This is a genomic window from Xanthobacter sp. DMC12 (assembly GCF_056314105.1).
Window position 1 is genome coordinate 694847 of sequence record NZ_JBQUYZ010000002.1, and the last position, 26063, is coordinate 720909.

31 protein-coding genes are annotated in these 26063 nt (G+C 67.6%); 17 read left to right on the forward strand and 14 right to left on the reverse strand.

Features of this window, described 5'->3' with window-relative positions; all coding sequences use genetic code 11:
- Positions 1-6 precede the first annotated feature (6 nt).
- Together ACT535_RS11325 and leuB are read left to right on the forward strand one after the other, a co-directional pair.
- Positions 7-858: an SDR family NAD(P)-dependent oxidoreductase gene (locus ACT535_RS11325; RefSeq protein ID WP_476364427.1), complete on the forward strand. Its 852-nt coding sequence runs from the start codon at positions 7-9 to the stop codon at positions 856-858.
- 135 nt (positions 859-993) lie between these two features.
- A complete protein-coding gene (gene leuB, locus ACT535_RS11330; RefSeq protein ID WP_476364428.1) occupies positions 994-2106 on the forward strand; it encodes a 3-isopropylmalate dehydrogenase in 1113 nt (370 codons plus the stop codon).
- Positions 2107-2240: 134 nt separating this feature from the next.
- On the opposite strand, the gene ACT535_RS11335 is transcribed toward leuB, so the two are convergent.
- Positions 2241-2582, reverse strand: coding sequence for a rhodanese-like domain-containing protein (locus ACT535_RS11335; RefSeq protein WP_168462316.1), 342 nt, complete (start codon positions 2580-2582; stop codon positions 2241-2243).
- 274 nt (positions 2583-2856) lie between these two features.
- On the opposite strand from ACT535_RS11335, the gene ACT535_RS11340 reads away from it, so the two are divergent.
- The 3 genes from ACT535_RS11340 (at position 2857) to ACT535_RS11350 (ending at position 5812) form a co-directional block, all read left to right on the forward strand.
- Positions 2857-3189 carry a glycine zipper domain-containing protein gene (locus ACT535_RS11340; protein ID WP_168462317.1) on the forward strand — a complete coding sequence of 111 codons (333 nt, stop codon included), beginning with the start codon at positions 2857-2859 and terminating at the stop codon, positions 3187-3189.
- 147 nt (positions 3190-3336) lie between these two features.
- A complete protein-coding gene (gene meaB, locus ACT535_RS11345; protein ID WP_476364429.1) occupies positions 3337-4314 on the forward strand; it encodes a methylmalonyl Co-A mutase-associated GTPase MeaB in 978 nt (325 codons plus the stop codon).
- A 124-nt stretch (positions 4315-4438) separates the two neighbouring features.
- Positions 4439-5812, forward strand: coding sequence for a cell wall hydrolase (locus ACT535_RS11350; RefSeq protein WP_476364430.1), 1374 nt, complete (start codon positions 4439-4441; stop codon positions 5810-5812).
- Positions 5813-5932: 120 nt separating this feature from the next.
- Here the strand turns inward: ACT535_RS11350 and ACT535_RS11355 are convergent, their stop codons facing one another.
- A complete protein-coding gene (locus tag ACT535_RS11355; protein WP_168462319.1) occupies positions 5933-6550 on the reverse strand; it encodes a YqgE/AlgH family protein in 618 nt (205 codons plus the stop codon).
- A 253-nt stretch (positions 6551-6803) separates the two neighbouring features.
- Between ACT535_RS11355 and ACT535_RS11360 the strand changes: the two genes are divergently transcribed.
- Positions 6804-7625, forward strand: a complete 822-nt coding sequence (locus ACT535_RS11360) for a protein-disulfide reductase DsbD domain-containing protein (protein WP_476364431.1) — start codon at positions 6804-6806, stop codon at positions 7623-7625.
- 95 nt (positions 7626-7720) lie between these two features.
- Positions 7721-8206 carry a redoxin family protein gene (locus ACT535_RS11365; protein WP_476364432.1) on the forward strand — a complete coding sequence of 162 codons (486 nt, stop codon included), beginning with the start codon at positions 7721-7723 and terminating at the stop codon, positions 8204-8206.
- A 99-nt stretch (positions 8207-8305) separates the two neighbouring features.
- Here the strand turns inward: ACT535_RS11365 and ACT535_RS11370 are convergent, their stop codons facing one another.
- A complete protein-coding gene (locus ACT535_RS11370) occupies positions 8306-8512 on the reverse strand; it encodes a DUF465 domain-containing protein (RefSeq protein WP_168462322.1) in 207 nt (68 codons plus the stop codon).
- Positions 8513-8701: 189 nt separating this feature from the next.
- Between ACT535_RS11370 and ACT535_RS11375 the strand changes: the two genes are divergently transcribed.
- Both ACT535_RS11375 and ACT535_RS11380 read left to right on the forward strand, forming a co-directional pair.
- A complete protein-coding gene (locus ACT535_RS11375) occupies positions 8702-8881 on the forward strand; it encodes a DUF465 domain-containing protein (RefSeq protein ID WP_168462323.1) in 180 nt (59 codons plus the stop codon).
- A 139-nt stretch (positions 8882-9020) separates the two neighbouring features.
- Positions 9021-10844: an ABC-F family ATP-binding cassette domain-containing protein gene (locus ACT535_RS11380; RefSeq protein WP_476364433.1), complete on the forward strand. Its 1824-nt coding sequence runs from the start codon at positions 9021-9023 to the stop codon at positions 10842-10844.
- 7 nt (positions 10845-10851) lie between these two features.
- Here ACT535_RS11380 and ACT535_RS11385 read toward each other — a convergent pair whose 3' ends face one another.
- The 11 genes from ACT535_RS11385 to ACT535_RS11435 all read right to left on the reverse strand — a co-directional run bounded on the left by ACT535_RS11385 (position 10852) and on the right by ACT535_RS11435 (position 18012).
- Complete coding sequence (locus tag ACT535_RS11385) at positions 10852-11337, reverse strand: MaoC family dehydratase (RefSeq protein ID WP_168462325.1); 486 nt, start codon at positions 11335-11337, stop codon at positions 10852-10854.
- The gene (locus ACT535_RS11390) at positions 11334-11798 is read right to left on the reverse strand and encodes a MaoC family dehydratase (protein WP_476364434.1); all 465 of its coding nucleotides are present in this window, start codon (positions 11796-11798) and stop codon (positions 11334-11336) included. Before ACT535_RS11390 ends, ACT535_RS11385 begins: the two co-directional genes overlap by 4 nt.
- A gap of 51 nt (positions 11799-11849) precedes the next feature.
- Positions 11850-12227: a DUF6968 family protein gene (locus ACT535_RS11395; RefSeq protein ID WP_476364435.1), complete on the reverse strand. Its 378-nt coding sequence runs from the start codon at positions 12225-12227 to the stop codon at positions 11850-11852.
- Between the two features lie 25 nt (positions 12228-12252).
- On the reverse strand, positions 12253-12585 hold the full coding sequence (locus ACT535_RS11400) for a DUF6968 family protein (RefSeq protein WP_476364436.1): 333 nt from the start codon (positions 12583-12585) through the stop codon (positions 12253-12255).
- 158 nt (positions 12586-12743) lie between these two features.
- The gene (locus ACT535_RS11405) at positions 12744-13202 is read right to left on the reverse strand and encodes a MaoC/PaaZ C-terminal domain-containing protein (RefSeq protein ID WP_476364437.1); all 459 of its coding nucleotides are present in this window, start codon (positions 13200-13202) and stop codon (positions 12744-12746) included.
- 9 nt (positions 13203-13211) lie between these two features.
- Complete coding sequence (gene ychF / locus ACT535_RS11410; RefSeq protein WP_168462330.1) at positions 13212-14312, reverse strand: redox-regulated ATPase YchF; 1101 nt, start codon at positions 14310-14312, stop codon at positions 13212-13214.
- Positions 14313-14462: 150 nt separating this feature from the next.
- Complete coding sequence (gene pth / locus ACT535_RS11415; protein ID WP_168462331.1) at positions 14463-15071, reverse strand: aminoacyl-tRNA hydrolase; 609 nt, start codon at positions 15069-15071, stop codon at positions 14463-14465.
- 78 nt (positions 15072-15149) lie between these two features.
- Positions 15150-15752: a 50S ribosomal protein L25/general stress protein Ctc gene (locus tag ACT535_RS11420; protein WP_168462332.1), complete on the reverse strand. Its 603-nt coding sequence runs from the start codon at positions 15750-15752 to the stop codon at positions 15150-15152.
- A gap of 158 nt (positions 15753-15910) precedes the next feature.
- Positions 15911-16048 carry a hypothetical protein gene (locus ACT535_RS11425; protein WP_168462333.1) on the reverse strand — a complete coding sequence of 46 codons (138 nt, stop codon included), beginning with the start codon at positions 16046-16048 and terminating at the stop codon, positions 15911-15913.
- A 56-nt stretch (positions 16049-16104) separates the two neighbouring features.
- Complete coding sequence (locus ACT535_RS11430) at positions 16105-17232, reverse strand: zinc-dependent alcohol dehydrogenase family protein (RefSeq protein WP_476325191.1); 1128 nt, start codon at positions 17230-17232, stop codon at positions 16105-16107.
- A 144-nt stretch (positions 17233-17376) separates the two neighbouring features.
- Complete coding sequence (locus ACT535_RS11435) at positions 17377-18012, reverse strand: TetR/AcrR family transcriptional regulator (RefSeq protein ID WP_168462335.1); 636 nt, start codon at positions 18010-18012, stop codon at positions 17377-17379.
- A 220-nt stretch (positions 18013-18232) separates the two neighbouring features.
- Between ACT535_RS11435 and ACT535_RS11440 the strand changes: the two genes are divergently transcribed.
- From ACT535_RS11440 to ACT535_RS11475, 8 genes are all read left to right on the forward strand, one after another.
- On the forward strand, positions 18233-18799 hold the full coding sequence (locus ACT535_RS11440; RefSeq protein ID WP_051678987.1) for an OsmC family protein: 567 nt from the start codon (positions 18233-18235) through the stop codon (positions 18797-18799).
- 93 nt (positions 18800-18892) lie between these two features.
- Positions 18893-20026: an acyl-CoA dehydrogenase family protein gene (locus ACT535_RS11445; protein WP_476364438.1), complete on the forward strand. Its 1134-nt coding sequence runs from the start codon at positions 18893-18895 to the stop codon at positions 20024-20026.
- 99 nt (positions 20027-20125) lie between these two features.
- Positions 20126-20989: a sulfurtransferase gene (locus tag ACT535_RS11450; protein ID WP_476364439.1), complete on the forward strand. Its 864-nt coding sequence runs from the start codon at positions 20126-20128 to the stop codon at positions 20987-20989.
- A gap of 22 nt (positions 20990-21011) precedes the next feature.
- On the forward strand, positions 21012-21638 hold the full coding sequence (locus ACT535_RS11455; protein ID WP_168462338.1) for a 2-hydroxychromene-2-carboxylate isomerase: 627 nt from the start codon (positions 21012-21014) through the stop codon (positions 21636-21638).
- The gene (locus ACT535_RS11460) at positions 21635-22813 is read left to right on the forward strand and encodes an NAD(P)/FAD-dependent oxidoreductase (protein WP_476364440.1); all 1179 of its coding nucleotides are present in this window, start codon (positions 21635-21637) and stop codon (positions 22811-22813) included. The genes ACT535_RS11455 and ACT535_RS11460 overlap by 4 nt, the downstream gene beginning before the upstream one ends.
- A 73-nt stretch (positions 22814-22886) precedes the next feature.
- Complete coding sequence (locus tag ACT535_RS11465) at positions 22887-24251, forward strand: CmpA/NrtA family ABC transporter substrate-binding protein (RefSeq protein ID WP_476364441.1); 1365 nt, start codon at positions 22887-22889, stop codon at positions 24249-24251.
- A 4-nt stretch (positions 24252-24255) separates the two neighbouring features.
- Complete coding sequence (ntrB, locus tag ACT535_RS11470; RefSeq protein ID WP_476364442.1) at positions 24256-25095, forward strand: nitrate ABC transporter permease; 840 nt, start codon at positions 24256-24258, stop codon at positions 25093-25095.
- Positions 25096-25100: 5 nt separating this feature from the next.
- Complete coding sequence (locus tag ACT535_RS11475) at positions 25101-26030, forward strand: ABC transporter ATP-binding protein (RefSeq protein WP_476364443.1); 930 nt, start codon at positions 25101-25103, stop codon at positions 26028-26030.
- Positions 26031-26063: the final 33 nt, after the last annotated feature.

Genomic DNA, 26063 nt, shown 5'->3' on the forward strand with positions numbered 1-26063 from the left:
CCTGCCATGACCCATCCCGCGCTTTCTTCCGGCGCTGTCGCCGTCATCACCGGCGGCGCCTCCGGCATCGGCCTTGCCGCTGCGGAAAAGCTCGCCGTGCGCGGGCTGAAGGTGGCCATCGCCGACCTGCCGGGCGAAAAGCTCGACGCCTCCGCGGCGCAGGTGGCGGCCGTTGCGACGGGTGGGGCCGGCGACGTTCTCGCCGTCGCCACCGATGTGAGCCGGCCGGAGGATCTGGAGCGGCTGGAGGAGATCGTTGCCGGGCGCTTCGGCGGCACGGACCTTCTCATGAACAATGCCGGCGTGCAGCCGGGCAGCGCGATCTTCGGCCCCTTCGCCAATTGGGAGAAGGTGCTCGGCGTGAACCTGATGGGCATCATCCACGGCAGCCGCGCGTTCGGGCCGAAGATGATCGCGCGGGGCCGGCCGGGGCTCATCGTCAACACCGGTTCCAAGCAGGGCATCACCACCCCGCCGGGCGATCCGGCCTACAATGTGTCCAAGGCCGGCGTGAAGGCCTTCACCGAGGCGCTGGAGCACGAACTGCGCAACACGCCGGGCTGCCAGGTGTCGGCGCGGCTGTTCATTCCGGGCTTCGTCTTCACCCCGCTGGCGGCAGGCGGGCGGACCGAGAAGCCGGCGGGGGCCTGGACGGCTGCGCAGACCGTCGACTTCCTGCTGGAGAAGCTGGAGGCGGATGATTTCTATATCCTCTGCCCGGACAATGATGTGCCCCGCGGGCTCGACGAGAAGCGCATCGCCTGGGCGGCCGGCGACATCATCGAGAACCGCCCGCCTTTGTCGCGCTGGCACAAGGACTATGCGCAAGCTTTCGCGGCCTTCGTGAAAGGGGCCTGAAGACCGCGGGCCGGCGTGTTCCTCCTTGCCATCGGCCCAGCGAGGCCCTAGCACTCCGCGCCGAGCCGCCGCCCTCAGGGCGACCCAAAAACGGCATGATGCCGCAGCGTAAATCAAGACCCGAGGAATCCACCCATGGCCACCCACAAGCTCCTTCTTCTCGCCGGCGACGGCATCGGCCCGGAAGTCATGGCCGAGGTGAAACGGGTGGCAAAGTGGCTGGAGCAGGCCGGCCTCGCCTCCTTCGCCATCGAGGAGGATCTGGTCGGCGGCTGCGCCTATGACGCGCACGGCGCGGCCATCTCCGAAGAGGCCATGGTGCGCGCCAAGGGCGCCGACGCCATCCTGCTCGGCGCGGTCGGTGGCCCCAAGTGGGCGGACGTGCCCTATGAGGCGCGCCCCGAAGCCGGCCTGCTGCGCCTGCGCAAGGATCTCCAGCTGTTCGCCAACCTGCGTCCGGCCATCTGCTACCCGGCGCTGGCGGATGCCTCCTCCCTCAAGCGCGAGGTGGTTGAGGGGCTCGACCTCCTCATCGTCCGCGAGCTGACGGGCGGCGTCTATTTCGGCGAGCCGAAGACCATCACCGATCTCGGCAACGGCCAGAAGCGCGCCATCGACACGCAGGTCTATGACACCTACGAGATCGAGCGCATCGCCGCCGTGGCCTTCGAGCTGGCCCGCACCCGCCGCAACAAGGTGACGTCCGCCGAGAAGCACAACGTGATGCGCTCCGGCGTGCTCTGGAAGCAGGTGGTGACCGACCTCCACGCCCGCGCCTACAAGGACGTGGAACTGGAGCACGCGCTGGCGGATTCGCTCGCCATGCAGCTGGTGCGCTGGCCCAAGCAGTATGACGTGATCGTCACCGACAATCTGTTCGGCGACATCCTGTCCGATCTCGCCGCAATGGCCACCGGCTCGCTCGGCATGCTGCCCTCCGCCTCGCTTGGCGCTGTGGATTCGGCGACCGGCAAGCGCGCGGCGCTCTACGAGCCGGTGCACGGCTCCGCCCCGGACATCGCCGGCAAGGGCATCGCCAACCCCATCGCCATGATCGGCTCGCTGGCCATGGCGCTGCGCTATTCGTTCAACGAGGGCGCGGTGGCGGATCGTATCGAGCAGGCCATCGCGGGCGTGCTCGCCTCCGGCAAGCGCACCGGCGACATCGCCGCGCCGGGCATGGAGACCATCGGCACCGAGGCGATGGGCAAGGCCATCATCGCCGAACTCGACGCCGCGACCGCCTGAGCGGCCGCGCTGCCGTTCTGACCACTGGCCCCTCCGGCTCGACCGGAGGGGGATCGGCGAGAACCGGCGCCATGCGCCCCGCCGAAAGACAGGTGCTCCGGTCTAGCCGGAGCACCGCCTCGGGCGCTCGCGCGTCAGCCGCGCTCGACGTCGAAACCGGCCTCGCGCCAGCCGATGATGCCGCCCTTCATGTGCTCCTCGTAGGCAAGGCCTGCCTTCTGCGCCGCCGCGGCGGCCTGCTGCGAGCGCTGGCCCGAGCGGCAGGAGAAGACGAGGCGCTTGCCGGCCGGGTCCGGCAGGGCAGCGGGATTCCACGTGCTCAGCGGGAAATTGACCGCGCCGGGAATGCGCTCGGCCTGAATCTCGTTCGGCTCCCGCACGTCCACGAGAAGGATGCTGCCGTCGGCGAGACCCTGTCGGACCTCCGACGGGGAGAGGTGGGTAATGGTCCCGCCGAAGGGGTTGCGTTCACTCATTGACCTGTCCTGAACACGAAGCTGTGAGCCGGTTTGTCCCGGGGGCGCGAGCCTGCACCGGAGCGCCTTGCCGATGCAAGAGGTGTTCCTCGTCGTCGCGGGGACCCGCAACGGAAGTGGGTCTTTACGGCGCAGCTTGCCCGGTTCAGAACCATGAACGAAGCTGCACGATGCCCGAACAGCCCGCTCATCTGGCGTTCATGTGGCCTTTGCTAGATCAGGTGCCATCGCAGCACGCCGCGGGCCGACGCCGGCGGATGCGGAAAGGATCAAGATGTCGACCCGTAATGCCGTTCTCGGCACTTTCGCCGCCCTTTCCCTGGCCGGGGCCCTCGTTGCCGGCTCGGCCGTCACCGCCAGCGCCCAGAACAACACGGTGGGCGGTGCGCTCATCGGCGGCACGGCCGGCGCGCTGATCGGCGGCGCGGTGACGGGCAATGCCGGCGGCGTCGCGGCCGGCGCCCTTATCGGCGGCACCACAGGCGCCATCATCGGCAACCAGCAGGACCAGCGCCGCGCCTATTACTTCTGGGGCAACAACGGCCGCTGCTACCTGCGCCAGACCAACGGCAACGTTGTGAAGGTGTCCCGCGGCTACTGCGGCTGATCCTCCATTTTCTGGACTGTTGATCGGTTCCGTTCCCCCGCACGGATCCGATCAGTGGGAGAGGCGCCGGCTTTTGCCGGCGCCTTTTTCCGTTGGCGCGCAAACGAGGCGAGTTGCCTCCCGCACTGCGGCAGCTAGATTGGCACAATGCCGCCCGAGCCCGCTTCCGCCGCAGCACCAGACCGCCCGCGCACCTCCATCGTGCCCGATCTCGCCACGCTGGCCGCCGGCGGCAAACGCGCCGTCGCCCGCGCTCTGGCGCTGGTGGAAACGGCACGCGGCCAGCCCGACCTCGTGGCGCTGCTCGATGCCGCGGCCCGCGCCGGCAAGGCCGAGGTGCTGGGCCTCACCGGCCCGCCCGGCGTGGGCAAATCGACCCTGACTAATGCGCTGGTGCGCCGTGCCCGTGCGGCCGGGCGCACCGTGGCGGTGCTGGCGGTGGACCCGTCGTCGCGGCGCACCGGCGGCGCACTGCTCGGCGACCGGGCCCGCATGAAGACCGATCCGGATGACCGCGGCGTCTTCGTCCGCTCCATGGCGGCCCGTGACCGCCTCGGCGGCCTTTCGGATGATTCGATCGCCGCCGTGGTGCTGCTGCGCGCCGTCTACGATCTCGTCATCGTCGAAACCGTCGGTGTCGGCCAATCGGAGGCGGACATTTCCCTTGTCGCCGACACGGTGGTGCTGTGCATCCAGCCGGCCTCGGGCGACAGCCTTCAGTTCATGAAGGCGGGCGTGATGGAACTGCCGGACATCATCGTCGTCACCAAGGCCGACATGGCCGAGGTCGCCCGCCGCGCTGCTTCCGAGGTGGCGGGAGCGCTGTCGCTGGCGGGCTCCGCCTCCGCCGGGTGGACCGTTCCGGTCATCCGCCTGTCGGCCGCGACCGGGGAGGGGCTTGAGGCCTTCGAGGCGGCGGTTACGGCCCATGGCGCCTTTCTCGACGCGGGAGACCGGCGCGCAGCCCAGCGCGCGACGCAGGAAGACAAGTGGGTGGAGGAGGCGGTGCGCGTGCGCTTCGGCACCCATGGCCTTGCGCGGGCACGCAAATTCCAGCTGGGGGGGCAGGGGCCGTTTGCCCGCGAAGCGGAGCTGGCGCTGAAATTAACCTCCGGGCAAGACTGATCGGACAATGCTCTTGCGTGTCGCCGGCCGGCAACGGTCCGGCGCCCTATTGGGGACATGAAGTCTCGGCAAGGGCTGGCGTATGGGAATTTGTCGGGATCGATGGCCGAGGGCCGGTCGGGCTTTGTCGCCGCTTCTCGTCGCCACCGCCTTCATCGTCGCAACGCCTTGCGGGGCGGGGGCTGACGACGTATCCGGCCGGGCGCCGAAAGGGCTGACGGCCGGTTCCGGGCTCGGCCTCTGGCCGGGCTCTGCGCGGGCGCTGAAGCTCGCCACGCTCGATCTGCCGCAGCCGGTCGGTACCGGCCTGCCGGAGGTTCCGAAGGAGGCGATGGCCGAGGCTGCGAAGCCGGCGCGCCGTGTTGTCGCACCCGGCACCATCGTCACCGCCTCCCTCGCGCCCGTCTCGGAAGAAGGCGCCCGAGCCGCGGCCGTGGCCGCGGTGGCGGGCCAACCCGTGATGGAGGTGGCGCGGGATGAGATCGGCACCGGCCTGGAGCCGTCCGACCTCGTGTCTCCCGCGCTCGCCTCCGCCACCCCGTCGGTGTCCGACCCGGCCGATACCAGCGCGGCGGATGATGACGCCTTCGCTTTCCCTCCGCCGCTCGTGCTCTCGGACCACGAATCGGTCGGGGCACCCCGCCACCATGATATCTCCGGCGCCTATCTGGAGCTGGCGCTCGACATTCTTCTCGAGCTGCCGCTGATACAGGACGCCGCCCGCGTGGCTGCGGCGGAAGATATTGCCCCCGATCTGGACCGGGCGCGCCGGGCCGCCGAGGCATTGTCGCGCGATGACGGGCCGGAAGAGGCCCTGAGCGAATTCGGCGGCGGTACGGCCTTGGTCGGCCCGGTGCCGCATCAGGACCCGGTGGCGGTGTTTAGCCGCGATCCGGTGCTCTTCCCGGCCCTCGCCTTCCAGTATGCCGCCCTTGCAGAACATGGCTATGTGCCGCATCCGGCGCCGCACGCCGAAGGCGAGGCGACCCTGGTCTCACCGGAGAGCACAGTCGCATTGGAGACGCCGCCCAGCGACGGCATCTGGCCCTCGCCCGCCCAGCGTCTGGAACTCGGCGGCGAGAAGCTGGCGCGGGCGCAGAAGTGCCTGGCGGAAGCCATCTATTTCGAGAGCCGCGGCGAGCCCAAGCGCGGCCAGATCGCGGTGGCGCAGGTCATCGTGAACCGGGTCTTCTCCGGCTATTACCCGGCGGACGTGTGCGGCGCGGTCTACCAGAACGCCCACAAGCACCTCGCCTGCCAGTTCACCTTTGCCTGCGACGATGTGCCGGACGTGGTGCGCGAGCCGGACATGTGGGTGCAGGCCAAGGAAATCGCCGCCGACATGCTGGACGGCAAGCTGTGGCTCTCGTCCATCGGTCGCGCCACCCACTATCACGCCTATTGGGTGCATCCGAGCTGGGTGCGGGAAATGCGCAAGCTGGACAAGATCGGCGTACACACCTTCTACCGCCCGCGCCGCTGGGGCGACAGCTACTGACGCGCCCCTAAGCCCGCCCCCTCGAGCCCGCGCGGCGCCTGAGCGAAGCAACGTTCCAGCCCGCGCGGCGCCTGAGCGAAGCAACGTTCCAGCCCGCGCGGCGCCTGAGCGAAAGACCGCTCAGGCGTGGCCCGCGTCGCTGGATAGCATCCCGGGGACGATGCCGAGCTTGCGCAGGGCGCTGTCGTATTTCGTCTCCACGCCCGCGCCGAAAATCAGGTCCGGATCGGCCGGGCAGTTCAGCCAGCCGTTCGCCTGGATCTCGGTCTCGAGCTGGCCCGGCGCCCAGCCGGCATAGCCCAGCGCCAGCACCGCGCTGCGCGGTCCGCGCCCGCCGGCGATGGCTTTCAGGATGTCCAGCGTCGCGGTGAGGCAGATGCCGTCGTCGATGGTCAGCGTGGAGTTCTCGACGAAATAATCCGCCGAGTGCAGCACGAAGCCACGCCCGGTCTCCACCGGCCCGCCGCGCAGCACTTTCACGCTGCCCGCGCTCTTCGGCAGAAGGATGCGCTCGGAGGCGGGAACAACATCAAGCTGGACGAGGAGGTCGGTGAAGTCGATGTGGCTTGCCGGCTGGTTCACCACGATGCCCATGGCTCCTTCCGGAGAGTGGGCGCACATATAGACGAGGGTGCGGGCGAACTGCTCGTCGCGCATGGTCGGCATGGCGATGAGCATCTGCCCATCGAGGAAGCCCGACCCTCCGCCTTCGATCGTGTGGTTCTGGCTCGCAGTCATGGAGAAAGGGTACCGCCGTTCGGGCGTCTTGGAAATGCGGATTGCATCGCAGGAGGTCCCGCAGGAGGCCGGCAAGGCGGTGGGGCTGACGGCGGCTCACACGCTTGTGCGCGCCGTGGGTGATGTCCGGGGCTTTGCGTCGGCGCCGCGAGCGGGTACCCGCTAGGCCATGATATCGACCCCTCCGCGCTCCCGCGGCGCATGGCCGGCGGTTCGGCCTGCCCTTCCGTCTCCGACCGGCGCATTTGGCCGCATGCTCCTCGCCGTCGCGTTTGTGGCCACGTTCTGCCCATTGACCTCACAGGCGGCGAGCGCGCCGCCGGTGAAGGTGCCGGGCGCCGATGTGATCCTGATGGCCGGCGTCGTCTCGGGCACGACGGCGGACGCGGGCATCGAGCTGAAGCTGGCGCCCGGCTGGAAGACCTACTGGCGCTATCCCGGCGACAGCGGCGTGCCGCCGACGCTGGACTGGAGCGGCTCGGAGAACGTCGCGCGCGTGGAAATGGAATGGCCGGCGCCCAAGCGCTTCGCCGACGGGGGAGGGGGCTTTTCCATCGGCTACAAGGGGTCGGTCCTGTTCCCCTTGAAGGTGGAGCTGAAGGACAAGGACAAGCCGGCGCGGCTCGTACTCGCGTTCGATTTCGCGGTGTGCGAAGCGCTGTGCATGCCTGCCCGCGCGGATCTGGCCTTACCGCTTGGTGCAGACGCGGGCGCAGAGGCGTCCCGTATCTCGGCGGCCCGTGCGGCCCTGCCGGTGGAACGTCCGCTGGGCGTTGCCGAGCCGACCTCCGTGCAGAAGATCGAACTAGACACGAGCGCCCAGCCGCCCCGCCTCGTCATCGAGGTGAAGGCGCAGAATCCCAAGGCCGATCTCTTTGCCGAGGGGCCGGACCGCTGGGCCCTGCCGCTGCCGCAGAAGACCATGCTGCCCGATGGTGCCGCCCGTTTCGAACTGCCGCTGGAGGGTGTGCCCGCTGGCACCGATCCCTCGGGGACGCCGCTGACCCTGACCCTCGTGGACAGCCCGAAGGCGATCGTCACCACGGTGCGGGTGCCTCAGCTTCCGCCGCGCTGAATTCGCCTGCTCGGGCGCGCGGCGGGCGCTTTTCTCGCGATTAAAAGCCCGTATTGTCGGCGCGGGCGCAAACGCCCAAAATTGTGGAGAAGACGATGCCCATTTCGGTCGGCGACAAACTGCCCAACGCCACCTTCCGTGTTCCCACCGAGGACGGCCCCGTGCCGAAGACCACCGACGAAATCTTCAAGGGCAAGAAGGTGGTGCTGTTCGCGGTGCCGGGTGCCTTCACCCCCACCTGTCACAAGAACCATCTGCCGGGTTACGTCCACGAGGCCGACGCCATCAAGGCCAAGGGCGTGGATGCCATCGCCGTGGTGTCGGTGAACGATCCCTTCGTCATGGGCGCCTGGGAAAAGGCGTCCGGCGCGGATGGCAAGATCGTGTTCCTGGCGGACCCCGACGCCTCCTTCGCGACCTCGCTCGACCTCACCTTCGACGGCTCGGCCGCCGGTCTCGGCGTGCGCTCCAAGCGCTATTCGATGGTGGTTGAGGACGGCGTTGTGAAGACCCTCAACGTGGAGGACGTGCCCTCCAAGGCCGACGCCTCGGGCGCCGCCGCGCTGCTCGGCCAGCTCTGAGCCGTTCTGCCGCCTTCCGGAGACCGGGCACGCCCGGCCTCCGCGCACCGGATGCCTCCTCAGGAGATCCGGCCTCGCGCCTGTGCCAGGCGAGTCCGCTCAGGCGATGATATCGGGGAACAGTTCGTCCTCGATCTGGCCGATGCGGTCTTTCAGTTGCAGCTTGCGCTTCTTGAGCCGCTGGATCTGCAGCACGTCCGATCCCGACACGCTGGTGAGCGCCTCGATCGCCGCATCGAGATCTCGATGCTCCTGCTTCAGGCGCTCCAGGTGGACCTTGAGATCCCGTTCCTCGTCGCTCGTCATGCCCGGTCCTGTCACCGGCGCGCGGGTCCGCCGCCCGCTCGCCCCCATCTGGAATGACTATGGCACGGGCTTGCCGCGCCGCAAGATGGGAGGTCGCCGGAGGGGCGGAAAGACGGTCCACAAGGCGGTCGACTCTTCGTCGGCTCCGTGACAGACTGATGTCGTGTTGCAGACAGGGAGTGGCTCAGAATGTCCATCCAGTCGCACCTTCAGGAGCTGAAGCGGCGTCACGCGGCCATCGAGCAGGAGCTCAGCCGCGAAATGAACAGCCCCGCCTCGGATCCTCTTCGTGTCGCCGAGCTGAAGCGCAAGAAGCTGGTTCTCAAGGACCAGATGTCCAAGCTGAACGGATCTTCCACCGTACATTGATGGCGGGACTGCGCGCGCTGCCGGAACACTCCCGGCAGCGGTCGCGTCGCCGTGTCCTGCGAAGAACGAGCGGGCCGCGAAGGCAGGCGCCGTGCGAACTGGCTTTGCGTTCCGGAGCAGAGGGCTTTAATCCGGCTCCATGGCTCCTCCGCTCGTTCTCCTCCAGGATATCCATCTGCGCTTCGGCGCCACCCCTCTGCTCGACGGCGCGGAGCTTTCCGTGTCGGCGGGCGAGCGGGTGTGCCTCGTGGGTCGCAACGGCTCGGGCAAGTCTACGCTGCTGAAGGTGGCGGCGGGGCTCATCGAGCCGGATTCCGGCACGCGCTTTTTCCAGCCCGGCGCCACGGTGCGCTATCTGCCGCAGGAGCCGGATTTTTCCGGATATGCGACGACGCTCGCCTATGTGGAGGCCGGTCTCGGGCCGGGCGACGATGCCTATCGCGCCCAGTATCTTCTCACCGAGCTGGGCCTGACCGGACAGGAAGACCCCGCTCACCTCTCCGGCGGCGAGGCCCGCCGGGCCGCTCTGGCGCGCGTCATCGCGCCGGAGCCGGACGTGCTTCTGCTGGACGAGCCCACCAACCATCTCGACCTGCCGGCCATCGAATGGCTGGAAAGCGAGCTTCGGGGGCTGAAGTCCGCCATGGTGCTCATCAGCCATGACCGGCGCTTCCTCGAAACGCTCTCCCGCGCCACCGTGTGGCTCGACCGTGGCCAGACCCGGCGGCTGGAGCAGGGGTTCGGCGCCTTCGAGGCCTGGCGCGACGAAGTGCTGGAGCAGGAAGAGACGGAGCGCCACAAGCTGGACCGCAAGATCGTCGCGGAACTCGATTGGCTGCGCTACGGCGTCACCGCCCGCCGCAAGCGCAACGTGCGCCGGCTCGGCCTTCTGCACTCCATGCGCAAGGACCGGCGCGAGGAGCGCCGCGCCGTCGGCAACGTCAAGCTGGCGGTGAGCGAGGCCGAGGCCTCGGGCAAGCTCGTCATCGAGGCGAAGCACATCGCCAAGGCGTTCGGCGACCGGTCGGTGGTGAAGGATTTCTCCACCCGCATCCTGCGCGGCGACCGCATCGGCATCATCGGCCCCAACGGCGCGGGCAAGACCACCCTCATCAAGCTGCTCACCGGCGAACTCGCTCCCGATTCGGGCGCGGTGAAGCTCGGCACCAACCTCGAAGTCGCGAGCCTGGACCAGAAGCGCGCGGCGCTCGATCCCGGCACCACCCTGCGCGATGCCCTTACCGGCGGCGGCTCCGACCAGGTGCAGGTGGGCGGGGTGCCCAAGCATGTGATGGGCTACCTCAAGGACTTCCTGTTCACCCCCGAGCAGGCCAACGCGCCGCTCTCCGTGCTCTCCGGCGGCGAGCGCGGCCGGCTGATGCTGGCACGGGCGCTGGCGCTGCCCTCCAACGTGCTGGTGCTGGACGAGCCGACGAACGATCTCGATCTCGAGACCCTCGACCTGCTGCAGGAGATGGTGGCCGACTATCCTGGGACCGTCATCCTCGTCAGCCACGATCGCGACTTCCTCGACCGCACCGTCTCCAGCGTGGTGATGGCGGAGGGGGAGGGTGTGTTCCGCGAATATGCCGGCGGCTATTCGGACATGCTGTCCCAGCGTGGCCGCGGCGTGGAGGCGCGGGACAAGGGCACCACCTCTGCCAAGGGGAAAGCCGGGGCGGAGCCGAAGCCGGAGGCCGGCAAGACGCCGCCGGCCGGGGCGAAGCGCCGGCTCTCCTTCCACGAGCAGCACGCGCTCAAGACGCTGCCCAAGACCATGGACGACCTGCGGGCGAAGCTGGAGAAGCTCGCTGCCGAAATCGCCGATCCCGCGCTCTACGCCCGCGACCCGGCGCGCTTCGACAAGGCCTCGGCCGCGCTTGGAGAGACGCAGGCGGCCCTCGACGCGGCGGAGGAGGAATGGCTGCGCCTCGAAATCCTGAAAGAGGAACTGGAAGGGTAGGCGCCGCTCAGGGGCGGCGCCGCATCAGCACGGTGCTCTCGAAGTCGATCACGAGATCCCCGTGCTGGTTGGTGCCGGAATTGTAGGTGCGCAGGAAGCCCCATTGGGGGCGGGACTTGATGGTGATCTTGTCCCGCACCTCGGTGGCGAACGAGATGGTATCGCCCGCATAGACCGGCTTCAGCCACCTGAGCTTGGTGAAGCCGGACGCCGGGCCGAAAGAGCCGCCGCCCGGCACGCTTTCCTCGCCGGGCTTGGACGCCTCCTTCGGCAGAGCCATGTTGGAGGCGACAAAGCACTTCATCCACATGGCGGCGGTGTGCCAGCCGGAGGCTACGAGAGCGCCGAACGGGCTGCGCCGCGCCGCTTCGGGGTCCACATGGAACGGCTGGGGATCGTAGAGCCGGGCGAAGGCCAGCATCTCCGCCTCGGTGAAGGAGTGGTTGCCCAGCGCGGCCGTGGCACCCACCTCGACGTCCTCGAAATACATCATGCGAGGCGCGCTCCCGGGTTGCGGCGGCCGATCATGCAGACGCAGGTCTGGTCCACCGCGGCGCTCTTGTCGGCCTTGAGAAGCTCGAAGCGGAAGGTCACGAGCCCCATGTCGGGCTTGCTCTTGGAGGTGCGGCTCTCCAGCACCGTGCGGCGCAGCGTGAGCACGTCGCCGGGGAAGACGGGCGCGAGCCACTTGTTCTCGGTGACGCCGGGCGAGCCCTGGCCGGCGGTGCGCAGCAGGAAGCCGTCGCAGATGAGCCGCATCATGATGGCGCAGGAATGCCAGCCGGAGGCCGCGAGCCCGCCGAGCAGGGACGCCTTGCCGGCTGCCGCATCGAGGTGCATGGGCTGGGGATCGAACTCCTGCGCGAAGGCGAGGATCTCCTCCTCCGTGACCTTGTGCGAGCCGAACGTCTTCACCTCACCGATGATGAAATCTTCGAAGAAGATGTCGGGCAAGGCGGCCTCCCTGTCGTTGGAGGCCGATGGAAGGCGAGGATGACGCAAACGTCAAGCTGGGCGTGGGGATACCGACGCGTCAGGCCAGAAGGTGGCCTTGTCGCTCCCCACCAGAACGTCGCGGATGTTCTGGGTGACCGGAAACCCATAGCCGCCTTCGCGACCGGGTGAATAGAGCAGGCCGTCGTTGTGATATTCGGACACATAGAGGTGCACGCCGACGCACATCATGGAGAGATTGAGCGCCTGTAGAGCATCGTATCCATGGATAACCATGCTCTTGGTGCGGTCCGGCCAGTCGATCTCGAAGCGGCAGCCCCAGGACTCGCCGAAGTCCTCCACGATGTGTTCGGGCTGGTAAAGGCGAATCTCCACCGGCGTGTCGCCGGTCTCTCCCCTGATGAAAAGGGTGTGCGTGAGGATCACCATGGCGGGGCTCCGCGAGGGACTGAAATCAGAAGCTCATCTTGTCGACGCCGATGAGCAGGTCACGCAGATTGCTTGGGACGGGGAAGCCGTAGCCGTCCTCCTTGTCGTAGGCGCGAAGCGAACCTTCCTGATGATAGGTGCTTGTGTATAGATCTGCGCCGATCATTTGGAGTGCGATGGTCAGAGACTGAAGGGCGTCCTCGCCCTCTGCCGTGATGCTGTACTGTCCTTCCGGCCAATCGATTTCGTATTTGCAGCCCCACGAATTCTCCAGCTTCACCGGGCCGTATATTCTGATTTCAATTGAATTATTGATATTATATTTGCCGGTATAAAGCTTGTGGGTAACGATAATCATTCGATGACCCCCGCCTGAAGCCGTGGTGCTGCAGGGATGCGTGCCGTCTGACATATCCGTCGCCCGTCGTGCGAGCCTAAGGGACACAGCCGCTTTAGCCCCTGCCATCGGCGGAAAGCTTATGGGAATATATTCCGATACGCAACCATGGCGTGCGGCTAGCGCGCGTCCGGCGCCAGATGCCTCAGCTCGAAGCGCATCACCTCGGTCCCATCGTCCCGCCGGGCGCTGCCGGTGCGGTGGTAGATCGTCCAGCCGGGGCGGCTGGCGCTGGGGCGGGCGTCGAGGATTTCGGTGAAGAAGGTGATGGTGTCGTCGGCGCGGACCGGCGCGAGCCATTTGAGGTCCGTCAGACCGAAGCCGACGCCCACGGGCGCGATCACCGCCGCGTGGTCGGCGGGCAGGGCTTCAACCGCCGCGCCATGGGCGCGCACGAACAGGCCCATCCATGTTGAGACCGTGTGCCAGCCCGAGGCGATGAGGGTGCCGAAGGGGGAGGCGGCGGCCGCCTCCGCATCCACATGGAAGGGCTGGGGATCGTAGGCGCGCGCGAAGCGCACGATCTCCTCGGCTGTGAAGGTGAAGCGGCCGAGTAACTGCGGCCCGGCCCCGACCATCACGCAGCCTCAGTTGGCGAAGCGGAAGTGCAGCACGTCGCCGTCGGCGACCACATAGTCCTTGCCTTCCAGCCGGAACCGGCCGCCCTCGCGGGCGCCGGCCTCGCCCTTGAACTTCACGTAGTCGTCGTAGGCGACGGTCTCGGCGCGGATGAAACCCTTCTCGAAATCCGTATGGATCACGCCCGCCGCCGCCGGGGCCTTGGTGCCGGCGGTGATGGTCCAGGCGCGCGCTTCCTTCGGACCCACGGTGAAATAGGTGAGCAGCTGGAGCAGTTCGTAGCCGGCGCGGATCACGCGGTTGAGGCCCGGCTCGTCGAGGTCGATGGCCTCCAGATATTCCTTCTGCTCGTCGGGCGGCAGCACCGCGATCTCGCTCTCGATCTTCGCAGAGACGACCACCGCCTTGGCGCCTTCTTCGGCGGCGCGCTTGAAGACTTCGGCGGAGAGAGCATTGCCCTCCTTCGCGGAGCCTTCCTCCACGTTGCACACGTAAAGCACCGGCTTGGCGGAGAGCAGGCCCAGCTGGTTGAAGAGCTTGCGTTCCTCCGGCTTCACCTCGGCGAGGCGGGCGGGCTTGCCGTCGCGCAGCAGGACGAGGGCGCGCATGACGAGGTCGAGGGTTTCCTTGGCTTCCTTGTCGGTGCCGCCCTTGGCCTTCTTCTCCAGCGTCGGCAGGCGCTTCTCGAGGCTCTCGAGGTCGGCGAGCATCAGCTCGGTCTCGATGGTCTCGATGTCGTTGACCGGGGCGATCTTGCCTTCCACATGTGTCACGTCGCCATCCTCGAAGCAGCGCACCACATGGGCGATGGCGTCGCACTCCCGGATGTTGGCGAGGAACTGGTTGCCGAGCCCCTCGCCCTTGGAGGCGCCGCGCACCAGGCCGGCAATGTCCACGAAGGTGAGGCGGGTGGGGATGATGGCGCCGGAGCCGGCGATCTCCGCCAGCGTGTCGAGGCGCGGATCGGGCACCGCCACGTCACCCACGTTCGGCTCGATGGTGCAGAACGGATAGTTCGCCGCCTGCGCCGCCGCGGTCTGGGTGAGCGCGTTGAAGAGGGTGGACTTGCCCACGTTGGGAAGCCCGACGATGCCGCATTTGAAGCCCATGGAAAGCCCGGAGTTGCACCCGCCCGCCGGTGCGGCTGCAGGATGGAAGAAAAGGATCAGGCCGCGCTGCGGCCGTTGGGGGATCGCATAGCCCCTCGGGCCGCGTGTGCGCAACCCGCCGAAGCTTGCGCCATGGTCGTACGCGGTGCCTCAGCCCTTCTCGCCGACCCGCTTCTGCTCGCCGAAGCCCTGGGCCTCCAGGAACAGGTGGGCGCGATTCTGGAACTCGTCGGGGCGCTGCTTCACCAGCAGTTCGGCGAAATCGGCGCAGGCGTCGCTCACGGCATCTACCCAGCCCTTTTCGGACTTGGCGAAGTCGTTGAGCACATAGGCATGCACCAGCGCCTTGTCGCCGGGATGGCCGATGCCGAGGCGGATGCGCCAGTAATCATTGCCGCACTGGGCGGTGATGGACCTCAGACCGTTGTGGCCGGCATTGCCGCCGCCCTTCTTGATCCGCAGCTTGGCGGGGGGCAGGTCCAGCTCGTCATGGAAGACGAAGATGTGGTCGAGGGGGATCTTGTAGAAGCGCTGGGCCTCGGCGACAGCCCGGCCGCTCTCGTTCATGAAGGTCTCGGGGAAAAGCGCGATGACCTTCTCGCCGGCGATCTCGCCTTCCGCCGCAGCGGACTGGAAGCGGCGTCTCAGAGGCCCGAGGCGGTGGCGGCGGCAGATGGCGTCGAGCGCCATGAAGCCGACATTGTGCCGGTTACCGGCATATTTCGGGCCGGGATTGCCGAGCCCTGCGAACAGGAACATGAGGCGGATCTCCGGCCCGGAAAACGGGGCGCCGCGGCTTAAAGAAAAGCGCGGCGCCCGGGATGGTCAGCGATCAGCTCAGGCCTTGGGCTCTTCCGCCGCCGGCTCCTCCTCGGCGCCCACCGGGGCGACGATGGTGGCGAGGGTGTCGTCGCCCTGGCCGGCCCAGCTGGAGCCAGCCGGCAGCTTGAGGGCGGACAGGTGGAAGGCGTCGCCGAATTCCGCGCCGGTGAGGTCGACCTCGATGGCGGCGGGGATGTTCTCCGCATCGCACTCGAGCTCAACGGTGTGGGCAACCACGTTCAGCGTGCCGCCGGCCTTGAGCGCCGGGGAGGCTTCCTGCTTCACGAAGTGCACCGGAACTTCGACCGTCACGGTCGCGCCCTTGGAGACGCGCAGGAAGTCCACGTGAAGGGGGAAGTCCTTCACCACGTCCAGCTGATAGTCGCGCGGGATGACGCGGTGCTTGGTGCCGTCCACGTCCACCTCGAACAGGGTGGTGAGGAAGTGGCCGGCATAGATGATCTTGTTGATCTCGATGAAGTCGAGCGAGATCGTGATGGGGTCCTGCTTCTCGCCGTAGATCACGGCGGGCACACGCCCGGCGCGGCGCTCGGCACGGGCGGCCCCCTTGCCGGCCCGCGGGCGCGCCACAGCCTTCAGTTCCTTGATGGCAGTCATGGCACTCGTCCTAATTTTGAGTTTCCATCGCCGCATCCGTATGGACGCGCGATTTCGCCCTGCGGCACGCCTCCAGGGGGGCGCATGCCGAAAGCGAAGGCGCGCTTATAGCGGCGGAGCCCCGCCGATGCAAGGAAGCGGCGGGGTAAAAGGGCGGATCAGCGCGGGGTCGAAGACTGGCACGCGCCGGGCTTGCCCACCGGCGTGCCCTGGCCGAACCAGTTGCCGCACTTGTCGCAGCCGGAGACGGCAATGGCCAGCGCTGCGACGGCGGCGAGACGGATGGCGACGCGCATGACTTCTCCTCGGGAACCCGCGGCAGATTAGGCGATCCGCCGCGGCCCCGCCAGTTTCAGTAGACGATGACGTGCCGCACGACTTCGCCACGGTCGAGGCGGTCGAAATTCTCGTTGATGGTGTCGAGCGGCCCGGTGGAGGAGAGCAGGCGGTTCACCGGCAGCTTGCCGCGCTTGTAGAGGGCCATGAAGCGCGGGATGTCGCGCGGCGGAACGCAGCTGCCCATGTAGCTGCCCTTGATGGTGCGCTCCTCGGCGACGAGATGCACCGGCGGCAGGGAGATGCGGGCGTTGGGATTGGCGAGGCCGCCCGTGGTGGTGGTGCCGCCGCGGCGGGTGATCTTGTAGGCGAGCTCGAAGGCGGGGGCCGAGCCGGCCATCTCGATGGCGTGGTCCACGCCGCCGTGGGTCGCCTCTTTCACCGCCTCCACGATGTCCGCGTCGCTGGCGAGGAAGGTATCCGTCGCGCCGAGCTGGCGGGCGAGATCGAGCTTGGACGGCGAGAGGTCGAGGGCAACGATCTGGTCGGCGCCCGCCGCCACCGCGCCCATCACCGCCGAGAGGCCGACGCCGCCGAGGCCCACCACCGCGACGCTCTGGCCGGGCCGCACGCCAGCCGTGTTCACCACTGTGCCGACGCCCGTCATCACCGCGCAGCCGAACAGGGCGGCGTCGATGAGCGACATCTCCTTGTCGATCTTGATGATGGAGCGGCGCGAGACCACCGCATACTCGCCATAACCGGCGATGCCGCAGAGGTGATAGATGTCGGTGCCGTCGTCGCACTTCAGTCGCCGCCCGCCGCCGAGCAGGGTGCCTGCGCCGTTGGAGGCCTGTCCCGGCCCGCACAATTGGGCACGGCCCTCCATGCAGGAGGGGCAGGTGCCGCAGGTGGGCACGAAGCTCATCACCACATGGTCGCCGGCATGGAGGTCATCGACGCCCGGGCCGGTCTCCACCACCACACCCGCCGCCTCGTGGCCGAGCACCATGGGGAGCTGGCGCGGACGGTCGCCGTTGATGACCGAAAGGTCGGAATGGCACAGGCCGGCCGCCGCCACCTTGATGAGCACTTCGCCGGCCTGGGGCGGCGCGAGCTGAACCGTTTCAATCGAGAGCGGACGCGTGTCCGCATAAGGCTTGTTGACCGGAGACGTGCGCAGGACGGCGGCGCGGATCTGCATCTTTTCCTCCCGATGCTGTTACCGCGTTTTCGGACGCCGCGGGGCGGAGCGTCAAGCGCGGGAGACTGCGCATTTCGCAGGGGGAGCGAGCCGTCTCCCGCTCTGGACGCATGGAGCGTGAGCGGGTTGGCAGAGATGCGCCCGTCAGGCCGCTTCGGCCGCCATACCCGAGAGCAACAGGTCGGCGGTCTGCCCGGCGAGCAGGGCGACATTGGCGTCTTTGGTAATCATGGCAGCGACGATGGCGCCGTCGATCAAGACGCCCAGCTGGTGGGCGGCGCCGTTGGGATCGCGCGCGCCGGCCTCCGACGCGAGGCGGGTGATGGTCTCCAGCACCACCTTCTTATGGGCAAGGGCGATCTGGCGCATGCGGTCGTCGGCCTTGTCGTGTTCCGCCACCGCATTGATGAAGGGGCAGCCGAAGAAGCGGGCGTCGCCGAACCATTCCCGCAACACGGGGAAGATGCGGCGCAGGCGCATCTGGGCAGTTGCCTCGCCTTTCAGCAGCTCGCCGAGAAACCAGTCGCGCCAAGCCGCGCCCTCGCGCTCCAGCACCGCCTCCACCAGCCGCTCCTTGGAGCCGAATGACTTGTAGAGGGTCGCCTTGGCGGTTGCCGCCTCCGCCACCACCGCATCCACGCCCACCGCGTTGATGCCGTACTGGCAGAACAGCCGCGTCGCAGCCTGGAGGATGCGTTCGCGCGCCTTCGGCTCCCCCTCCCCGGCGTCCGACGCGGCGTGGGGATTGGCCTTGGGGCGGATTGCCTTCGCTTGCTGCATCGCTTCTCACCATTGTGCTGCTTTCGCGAGCACTGAGACAGACCTGTCTGTTTTCTACAGGCACGAACCGTGCCGGACAAGCCGCGTCCCTTCTTCCCACAGCTCCTTATTTCTCATGAGGAAATGCAGTTCTCCTTCAGTCGTCTGCCTCCGTCGGCGGATCTGGCATAGGGCGTGCATAAGACAGAACGGTCTGTCTACACGACCCAAGGAGATCCTGATGACTGCGCCCCAGACCGCACTGACCGGCTGCCTCGCGCCAGAAGCGACCACGGGCTGCCTTGCGCCCATCGACAAGGAAGGCCTCGCCAAGCTGATCGCTGCCGGCAAGGCGGACCCCAAGGTCATCAAGACCCTGAAGTGCAAGACCGTCGCCGAAGGCCGCTTCCGCCACGCCAACTACATCCGCAATCTTGAGCCCTACATCGTCGACGAGCCTCCGGGCCTGCTCGGCGACGACACGGCCCCGAACCCGTCCGAGGCGTCCCTGGCCGCCCTCGGCTCCTGCCTTGCCGTGGGCCTCCACGCCAATGCGGTGCATCGCGGCTGGACCGTGCGCAAGCTCGAGCTTCAGCTCGAAGGCGACCTCAACATCACCGCCGTTTGGGGCACGGGCGACGTGAGCGAGAAGCCGGTCGGCTTCACCGACGTGCGCGTGAAGGTCGACATGGAGTGCGACGGCGTACCGAAGGAAGAGGTCGAGGCGCTCATCTCCCACGTCACCAAGTGGTCGCCCGTGGCCAACACCTTCGTGCGCCCGGTGAACCTTGAGGTGGCGCTCGGGTGAGCCAGCCCGCTCCGGACGCCCGGCCGCCCGCGGCCGCATCCCTGCCCGGCGTGTGCCGGGCAGGCTCCAGCCCTCTCCCCGTCGAGGATCGCCATGTCGCTGCCCGTGCCGCACGCCGCCGTCACCGCCCTGTCGCCGCATGACCCCGCTGCGGTCGATCTCGATGCCGGCATCGCGCTGGACGAGATCGGCAAGATCGCGCGGACCGACCTTTCCGCCTGGGCGCGGGCCATCGACGAGGGCACCTATCCCGCGACGCTGCTGCATCGCTTCGCCGACGCCGGCGCCTTCCGGCTGCATCTCTCTCAGGGCCACCGGCTGGGCAATGCCATCGAGGGCATGTCGCGCATGTCCGAGGTCTGCGCCGCCACCGGCTTCATGGCCTGGTGCCAGAACACGCTGGTCTGGTACCTCATCAATTCCGAGAACGCGGCGCCGCGCGCCAAATATCTCGCCGCCGTCGCCACCGGCCACGTGCTTGGCGGCACCGCCCTGTCCAATCCCATGAAGTCCTTCTTCGGCATCGAGACGCTGAAGCTGAAGGGCACGCGCGTGGAGGGCGGCTACAAGGTGAAGGGCATCCTGCCGTGGGTGTCCAATCTCGGCCCCGACCATTTCTTTGGCTGCATCTTCGCCGTGGACGGCGCCGCGCCTGTCATGGCGATCATCGATTGCGCCGAGCCGGCCGTGACGCTGAAGCCCTGCGAGCCCTTCCTCGGCATGGACGGCACCGGCACCTACGGCGTGCAGGTGCGCGACCTGTTCATTCCCGACGACATGGTGCTGGCGCACGACGCCATGTCGTTCGTGAATAAGATGCGGGCCGGCTTCATCCTGCTGCAGGCCGGAATGGCCATCGGCCTCATCCGCGACTGCATCGCCATGATGCGCGAGGTCGAGGAGCCCCTCGGCCACGTGAACCGCTACCTCGACGTCCAGCCCGACCAGATGGCCGAGACGCTGGCGGCCATGGAGGCGGAGGTGAACACCCTCGCCGAGACGCCGTTCGAGACGAGCCCGGACTACTGGCGCCGGGTGGTCGCAGCCCGGCTTCTGGCCGGCGAGACGAGCGTCGAGGCCGCCCACAACGCCATGCTCCACTGCGGCGCCCGCGGATATGTGCGGGCCTCCCGCTGCCAGCGGCGCCTGCGCGAGGCCTATTTCGTCGCCATCGTCACGCCCGCCACCAAGCAACTGAAGCTGATGCTGGACCAGATGCCGGCCTGACCTTCGCCCGTTTCAAAACATGAGGGGCAAAAGCCCCCGTTGCCTTCCGAAGACGTGTCCTTGCGACCCGCAAGATCCGACCGACCAGAGGGGATCACCATGAGCGCAATCCTGATTTCGCCGCCCGACCTGTCGACCCTGATCCTGTCCGAGCCCACCGTCGTCATCGACACCCGCGACCCGGCCAGCTACGCCGCGGGCCACATCCCCGGGGCGGTGAACCTCCATGAGATCTTCACCTTCCTCGCCACCTCGACGCCCGAGGGCTACGCCGAGCTTCGGCAAAAATTCGCCGACGCCTTCGGCAAGGCCGGCCTCTCCGGCAAGGAAACGGCAGTCATCTACGAGCAGTCGATGAATTCCGGCTTCGGCCAGTCCTGCCGGGGCTATTTCCTGCTGACCTTCCTCGGCTATCCGAAGGTGAAGGTGCTGCATGGCGGGTTCGCCGCCTGGAGTGCGGCGGGCCTTCCCGTCTCGACGGATGTGCCCGAGCCCAAGGCCGCCACCTTCCCGGTGGACCCGGCGGCCGGCGAACTCATCATCGATGCCGCCGCCATGCTGAAGGCGGTGGAGGACCCGGCCGTCGCCAAGCTCGACGTGCGCGACGTGGACGAGTGGATCGGCGAAAGCTCCTCGCCCTATGGCAAGGACTTCTGCCCCCGCAAGGGCCGCATCCCTGGCGCCAAGTGGATCGAATGGTACCGCATGATGAAGCCGACCGCCGAAGGGCCGCGCTTCAAGTCCTCCGCCGAGATCCTCGCCGAGTGCGCCACCGTGGGCATTTCGCCCGAGACCCCCGTCTATCTCTACTGCTTCAAAGGGGCGCGGGCCTCGAACACCTTCCTCGCGCTGAAAGAGGCGGGGGTGAAGGACGTGAAGATGTATTTTGGCTCCTGGAACGAGTGGTCGCGCGATCCGTCGCTCCCCATCGAGGAGGGGCATCCGGCCGCGGCCCTCGGCTGAACCGAGCCAAAGGAGCCCCGCCGTGCCCGAGATCATCTGCTATTTCAGCCCCCAGTCCGGATATGCCTATCTGGGGCACGGCCGCCTGCGCGAGATCGCGCGCGCGGCGGGCGCCGACATTCTGTGGCGTCCCGTCGACATCCTGAAGGTCTTCGCCGAAGGCGGCTCCACCGCCCCGGCGAAGCAGTCGCCCCAGCGCAACGCCTATCGCAAAGAGGACATCGTGCGCTGGGCCAAGGTGCGCGGCATCCCGATCAACACCGAGCCGAAGTTCTGGCCCACGGATACGCTGCCCGCCTGTCGCCTCATCGCGGCGGCGCAGCTCGAGGGCATCGACCCCGCCGACCTCATCGGCGCCTGCCTCTCCGCCGTCTGGGCGCGGGACATCCAGATTTCCGAGCGGGCCAACCTTGTCCGCCTCGCCAATGAGGTGGGGCTGGATGGCGAGATGCTCGCCACCCTCTCCGACAGCGTCGAGGCTGCCGACAAGATCGCGCGCAACACCGCCGCGGCCATCGAGGCGGGCGTGTTCGGCTCGCCCACCTATTTCGTGAACGGCCAGATGTATTTCGGCCAGGACCGGCTGCTCTTCGTCGCCGCCGCGCTGGGCGTCGCGCAGGAGCAGGTGGTCGAGGAGCATCTGTCGTGAGCGCGCCGCTCGTCATCATCGGGGCCGGGCAGGCGGCGGCGCAGGCCGTCACCTCCCTCAAGGCCGAAGGCTATGGCAAGCCCATCATCGTCATCGGCGACGAGCCCTATCTGCCCTACCAGCGCCCGCCGCTCTCCAAGGCCTATCTCGGCGGCGAGATGACCGAGGACCGGCTGGAGCTGAAGGCGCCCGCCTTCTATGCCGAGGCCGGCGCCGAGATGCGGCTCTCCACCCGCGTCGCCCGCATCTTTCCGGCGGGCAGGGAGGTGGAGCTTTCCGACGGCGCCCGCCTCACCTATGGCGCGCTGCTGATCGCCACCGGCACCCGCGCCCGCGCGCTGCCTGTGCCCGGTGCGGAGCTGCCCGGGGTCTTCTCCATCCGCAGCATCGACGATGTGAAGCACTTCCGCGCCGCCGCTCTTCCGGGCGCGCGGCTGGTCATCATCGGCGGCGGCTATATCGGGCTGGAGACGGCGGCCAAGGCGCGGACGCTCGGGCTCGATGTCACCGTGGTGGAGGGTGCGCCGCGGCTTCTCGCCCGCGTCGCCTGCACCACTATTTCGGACTTCGCCCGCCTGCTGCACGAGGGGCACGGCGTCACCATCCTCACCGGCACCGGCGTCGCCCGCATTCTGGGCACGGATGCGGTGACCGGCGTCGAGCTCGCCGACGGGCGGGTGCTGCCAGCCGATCTCGTGCTCTCCGCTGTGGGCGCGGTGCCCAATGGCGAAATCGCCGCCGATGCCGGCCTCGTTATGGAGAACGGCATCCGGGTGGATGAGGCGACCCGCACCAGCGTGCCCGACATCTATGCTGCCGGAGACGTAGCCAACTTCCCGAGCAAGCTCTACGGCCGACGAATTCGCCTCGAATCCGTGCAGAATGCCATCGACCAGGCTAAGGCTGCCGCAAAAGCGATCAATGGTGGCACGGTTGCATACGATCCGATCCCCTGGTTCTGGTCCGATCAGTATGATGTGAAGCTGCAGATCGCCGGCCTTCTCGACGGGCACGACCGCACCGAATGCGAGGGTGACGTCGCCGCGGCACGCTTCTGCGTCAGATACTTCGCGGGGGATCGCCTCGTCGCGGTCGCCTCCGTCAACGATCCAAAAAGCCACATGCTGGCGCGCAAGGCGCTCGCCACCCCGCCACCGATTCCCGTCCCCGGCTGAGCGTGGCACGGGCATTGCCCTATCCCAGCGTCACGATCGTCCGGTCCATCGCAAGCCCTCACGGAGAGCCCTGATGTCGATGTTTTCCAACCCGTTCTCGCTGAAGTCCACGCTGCGCCGCTGCCTGTGCGGGCGGCACGCGAGTGCGGAGGAGCATGCGGCGGCGGAGCGGGCTGCGACGCTCTCCGATGAGGCGCGCTATAAGGAGGTGGTCGCCTCGGGCCTCATGCGGGCGCTGTTTCCGAACGACATGAAGCGTCGCGCTTTCCTGAAGGCCGTGGGCACCTCCACGGCGGCGGCCGCGCTCGCGACCTTCTTCCCGCTTGATGCTGCCACCGAGGCCTTTGCCCAGACCGGCAAGCCCGAGAAGACCGACCTCAAGGTCGGCTTCATCCCCATCACCTGCGCCACGCCCATCATCATGGCCCATCCCATGGGCTTCTATACGAAGCACGGCCTGAATGTGGAGGTGGTGAAGACCGCCGGCTGGGCCGTGGTGCGCGACAAAACCATCAACAAGGAATACGACGCCGCGCACATGCTGGCGCCCATGCCGCTCGCCATCTCGCAGGGGCTGGGCTCGAACCCGATCCCGTTCGTCGCGGCGGCTATCGAGAACATCAACGGCCAGTCCTTCACGCTTGGCATCAAGCACAAGGACAAGATGGACGTGAAGTCGTGGAAGGGGCTGAAGTTCGCCATCCCCTACGACTTCTCCATGCACAACTATTTGCTGCGCTATCTCCTCGCCGAGAACGGCCTCGACCCGGACACGGACGTGCAGCTGCGCGTGGTGCCGCCGCCGGAGATGGTGGCCAACCTCCGCGCCGAGAACATAGACGGCTTCCTAGCGCCGGACAACGTGGCCCAGCGCGCCGTTTTCGACGGCGTGGGCTTCATCCACTCCTTGTCCAAGACCATGTGGGACGGGCATCCCTGCTGCTCCTTCGCGGCCAGCAAGGAATTCATCTCCACGATGCCCAACACCTACGCGGCGCTGCTGCGCGCCATCGTGGATGCCACCGGCTATGCCTCGAAGGCCGAGAACCGCAAGGCCATCGCCGAGGCCATCGCGCCGGCCGCCTATCTCAATGCCCCGCCGATCGTTCTGGAGCAGGTGCTGGTGGGCAAGTACGCGGACGGCCTCGGCAACATCAAGGATGACCCCAAGCGCGTCGATTTCGATCCCTTCCCGTGGGATTCCTTCGCCGTGTGGATGCTGACCCAGATGAAGCGCTGGGGCCAGATCAAGGGCGATGTGGACTACACCAAGGTCGCCAACGAGGTGTTTCTCGCCACCGACGCGGCCAAGGTGATGAAGGAGATGGGCCTCACCCCGCCCACCACCACCATGAAGTCGTTCTCGGTGATGGGGAAGGTGTTCGATCCGGCCAAGCCTGCCGAATACGTCAGCTCCTTCGCGATCAAGCGGAGCTGAGCGGATGAAGAGCCTCGGCGCGCGCGCCGGCCTCCTCTCGGTGCTGCTGTTCGTCGCCTTCTGCGCGCTATGGCAGATCGCCGTCACCCCGGGCGCAAGCTCGGGGCCGGCGCTCGATCCCGAATATGCCAAGCTGATGGGCATCGCCACCGAAGGCGCCAAGTCCGCCATGCCGGGGCCGCTCGATGTTGCCGGCAAGCTTTGGGACAACCTGAAGCGGCCGTTCTACGACAATGGCCCGAACGACAAGGGGCTCGGCCTCCAGCTGCTCTATTCCATCGGCCGGGTGGCCATCGGCTATGGGCTGGCGGTGCTGGTGGCGGTGCCCATCGGCTTTCTCATCGGCATGTCGCCGCTGGCCTACCGGGCGCTCGATCCCTTCATCCAGGTGCTGAAACCCATCTCGCCCTTGGCCTGGATGCCGCTCGCCCTCTACACCATCAAGGATTCCTCCCTCTCGGCCATCTTCGTCATCTTCATCTGCTCGGTCTGGCCCATGCTCATCAACACCGCCTTCGGTGTCGGGGCGGTGCGCAAGGAGTGGCTGAACGTGGCGCGGACCCTGGAGGTGGGGCCGTGGCGCCGCGCCTTCACCGTGATCCTGCCAGCGGCAGCGCCCACCATCCTCACCGGCATGCGCATCTCCATCGGCATCGCCTGGCTGGTCATCGTGGCGGCGGAGATGCTCGTGGGCGGAACCGGCATTGGCTACTTCGTCTGGAACGAGTGGAACAACCTCTCCATCGCTAATGTGATCGTCGGAATCCTGCTCATCGGCGTCGTCGGCATGGCGCTCGACCTCATTCTCGCGCGCTTGCAGAAGCGCGTGACGTTTCCGGAGTGAAGGTCATGGAGAAAGCCAAGACCGAGAGCGATCAGAAGTTCATCTCCATCGAGGGCATCGCCCGGCGCTATCCGGCGGCGGGTGGCGGCTCCACCACCATCTTCGAGAATCTCTGGCTGCCCGTGGCGCGGGGCGAGTTCGTCTGCATCATCGGCCATTCCGGCTGCGGGAAGACGAGCGTGCTCAACATCCTCGCCGGGCTCGAGGAGCCGTCCGATGGCGTGGTGGTGGTGGACGGGCAGGCCATCTCCGGCCCGAGCCTCGACCGCGCGGTGATCTTTCAGGGTCATGCCCTGCTGCCATGGAAGAGCGTCATCGGCAATGTGGGCTACGCGGTCTCCTCCCGCTGGCGCAAGGCGGGGCGCGCCGAGGTGGAGGAGAGGGCGCGCCGCTTCATTGATCTCGTCGGGCTCAAGGGCAACGAACTGAAGCGCCCGGCGGAACTCTCCGGCGGCATGCGCCAGCGCGTCGGCATCGCGCGCGCTCTCTCCATCGAGCCCAAGATCCTGCTCATGGACGAGCCTTTTTCGGCCCTCGATGCGCTCACCCGCGGCACGCTGCAGGACGAGGTGCGGCGCATCTGCAAGTCCACCGGCCAGACCGTGGTCATGATCACCCATGACGTGGACGAAGCCATCTACCTCGCCGACAAGATCGTGCTGATGACCAACGGGCCGGAGGCGATGATCGCCGAGGTGGTGGAAAATCCGCTGCCCATGGAGCGGGCGCGCGACAGCATCCATCGGGAAGAGGATTACTACGCGGTGCGCAACCACCTCGTGGATTTCCTCGTCGCTCGCAGCCGCACCTTCAAGGCGGAGATGCCGGCTGGCTACGACCGCCGCCACCCGCCCGTGGTGCGTCTCGGCCGCCAGCCCGAGCCAGCGCCGGCCAACACCATTCCCTTCCCCGCCATCGCCAAGGCACGCGACTGACGGGGCCTGTCTCTTCGACCGAACTCAAGCGGA

What these genes read in the sequence shown, in the direction of transcription:
- ACT535_RS11420 (WP_168462332.1), bottom strand. Translation starts at nt 15,752, where the DNA reads ATGACTGCCATCAAGGAACTGAAGGCTGTGGCGCGCCCGCGGGCCGGC.
- ACT535_RS11325 (WP_476364427.1), top strand. Translation starts at nt 7, where the DNA reads ATGACCCATCCCGCGCTTTCTTCCGGCGCTGTCGCCGTCATCACCGGC.
- leuB (WP_476364428.1), top strand. Translation starts at nt 994, where the DNA reads ATGGCCACCCACAAGCTCCTTCTTCTCGCCGGCGACGGCATCGGCCCG.
- ACT535_RS11435 (WP_168462335.1), bottom strand. Translation starts at nt 18,012, where the DNA reads ATGCAGCAAGCGAAGGCAATCCGCCCCAAGGCCAATCCCCACGCCGCG.
- ACT535_RS11475 (WP_476364443.1), top strand. Translation starts at nt 25,101, where the DNA reads ATGGAGAAAGCCAAGACCGAGAGCGATCAGAAGTTCATCTCCATCGAG.
- ACT535_RS11335 (WP_168462316.1), bottom strand. Translation starts at nt 2,582, where the DNA reads ATGAGTGAACGCAACCCCTTCGGCGGGACCATTACCCACCTCTCCCCG.
- ychF (WP_168462330.1), bottom strand. Translation starts at nt 14,312, where the DNA reads ATGGGCTTCAAATGCGGCATCGTCGGGCTTCCCAACGTGGGCAAGTCC.
- pth (WP_168462331.1), bottom strand. Translation starts at nt 15,071, where the DNA reads ATGTTCCTGTTCGCAGGGCTCGGCAATCCCGGCCCGAAATATGCCGGT.
- ACT535_RS11430 (WP_476325191.1), bottom strand. Translation starts at nt 17,232, where the DNA reads ATGCAGATCCGCGCCGCCGTCCTGCGCACGTCTCCGGTCAACAAGCCT.
- ACT535_RS11395 (WP_476364435.1), bottom strand. Translation starts at nt 12,227, where the DNA reads ATGGTGATCCTCACGCACACCCTTTTCATCAGGGGAGAGACCGGCGAC.
- ACT535_RS11440 (WP_051678987.1), top strand. Translation starts at nt 18,233, where the DNA reads ATGACTGCGCCCCAGACCGCACTGACCGGCTGCCTCGCGCCAGAAGCG.
- ACT535_RS11355 (WP_168462319.1), bottom strand. Translation starts at nt 6,550, where the DNA reads ATGACTGCGAGCCAGAACCACACGATCGAAGGCGGAGGGTCGGGCTTC.
- ACT535_RS11370 (WP_168462322.1), bottom strand. Translation starts at nt 8,512, where the DNA reads ATGACGAGCGACGAGGAACGGGATCTCAAGGTCCACCTGGAGCGCCTG.
- ACT535_RS11445 (WP_476364438.1), top strand. Translation starts at nt 18,893, where the DNA reads ATGTCGCTGCCCGTGCCGCACGCCGCCGTCACCGCCCTGTCGCCGCAT.
- ACT535_RS11425 (WP_168462333.1), bottom strand. Translation starts at nt 16,048, where the DNA reads ATGCGCGTCGCCATCCGTCTCGCCGCCGTCGCAGCGCTGGCCATTGCC.
- ACT535_RS11385 (WP_168462325.1), bottom strand. Translation starts at nt 11,337, where the DNA reads ATGATGTATTTCGAGGACGTCGAGGTGGGTGCCACGGCCGCGCTGGGC.
- ACT535_RS11465 (WP_476364441.1), top strand. Translation starts at nt 22,887, where the DNA reads ATGTCGATGTTTTCCAACCCGTTCTCGCTGAAGTCCACGCTGCGCCGC.
- ACT535_RS11380 (WP_476364433.1), top strand. Translation starts at nt 9,021, where the DNA reads ATGGCTCCTCCGCTCGTTCTCCTCCAGGATATCCATCTGCGCTTCGGC.
- ACT535_RS11360 (WP_476364431.1), top strand. Translation starts at nt 6,804, where the DNA reads ATGCTCCTCGCCGTCGCGTTTGTGGCCACGTTCTGCCCATTGACCTCA.
- ACT535_RS11400 (WP_476364436.1), bottom strand. Translation starts at nt 12,585, where the DNA reads ATGATTATCGTTACCCACAAGCTTTATACCGGCAAATATAATATCAAT.
- ACT535_RS11375 (WP_168462323.1), top strand. Translation starts at nt 8,702, where the DNA reads ATGTCCATCCAGTCGCACCTTCAGGAGCTGAAGCGGCGTCACGCGGCC.
- ACT535_RS11365 (WP_476364432.1), top strand. Translation starts at nt 7,721, where the DNA reads ATGCCCATTTCGGTCGGCGACAAACTGCCCAACGCCACCTTCCGTGTT.
- ACT535_RS11405 (WP_476364437.1), bottom strand. Translation starts at nt 13,202, where the DNA reads ATGGTCGGGGCCGGGCCGCAGTTACTCGGCCGCTTCACCTTCACAGCC.
- ACT535_RS11340 (WP_168462317.1), top strand. Translation starts at nt 2,857, where the DNA reads ATGTCGACCCGTAATGCCGTTCTCGGCACTTTCGCCGCCCTTTCCCTG.
- ACT535_RS11450 (WP_476364439.1), top strand. Translation starts at nt 20,126, where the DNA reads ATGAGCGCAATCCTGATTTCGCCGCCCGACCTGTCGACCCTGATCCTG.
- meaB (WP_476364429.1), top strand. Translation starts at nt 3,337, where the DNA reads ATGCCGCCCGAGCCCGCTTCCGCCGCAGCACCAGACCGCCCGCGCACC.
- ntrB (WP_476364442.1), top strand. Translation starts at nt 24,256, where the DNA reads ATGAAGAGCCTCGGCGCGCGCGCCGGCCTCCTCTCGGTGCTGCTGTTC.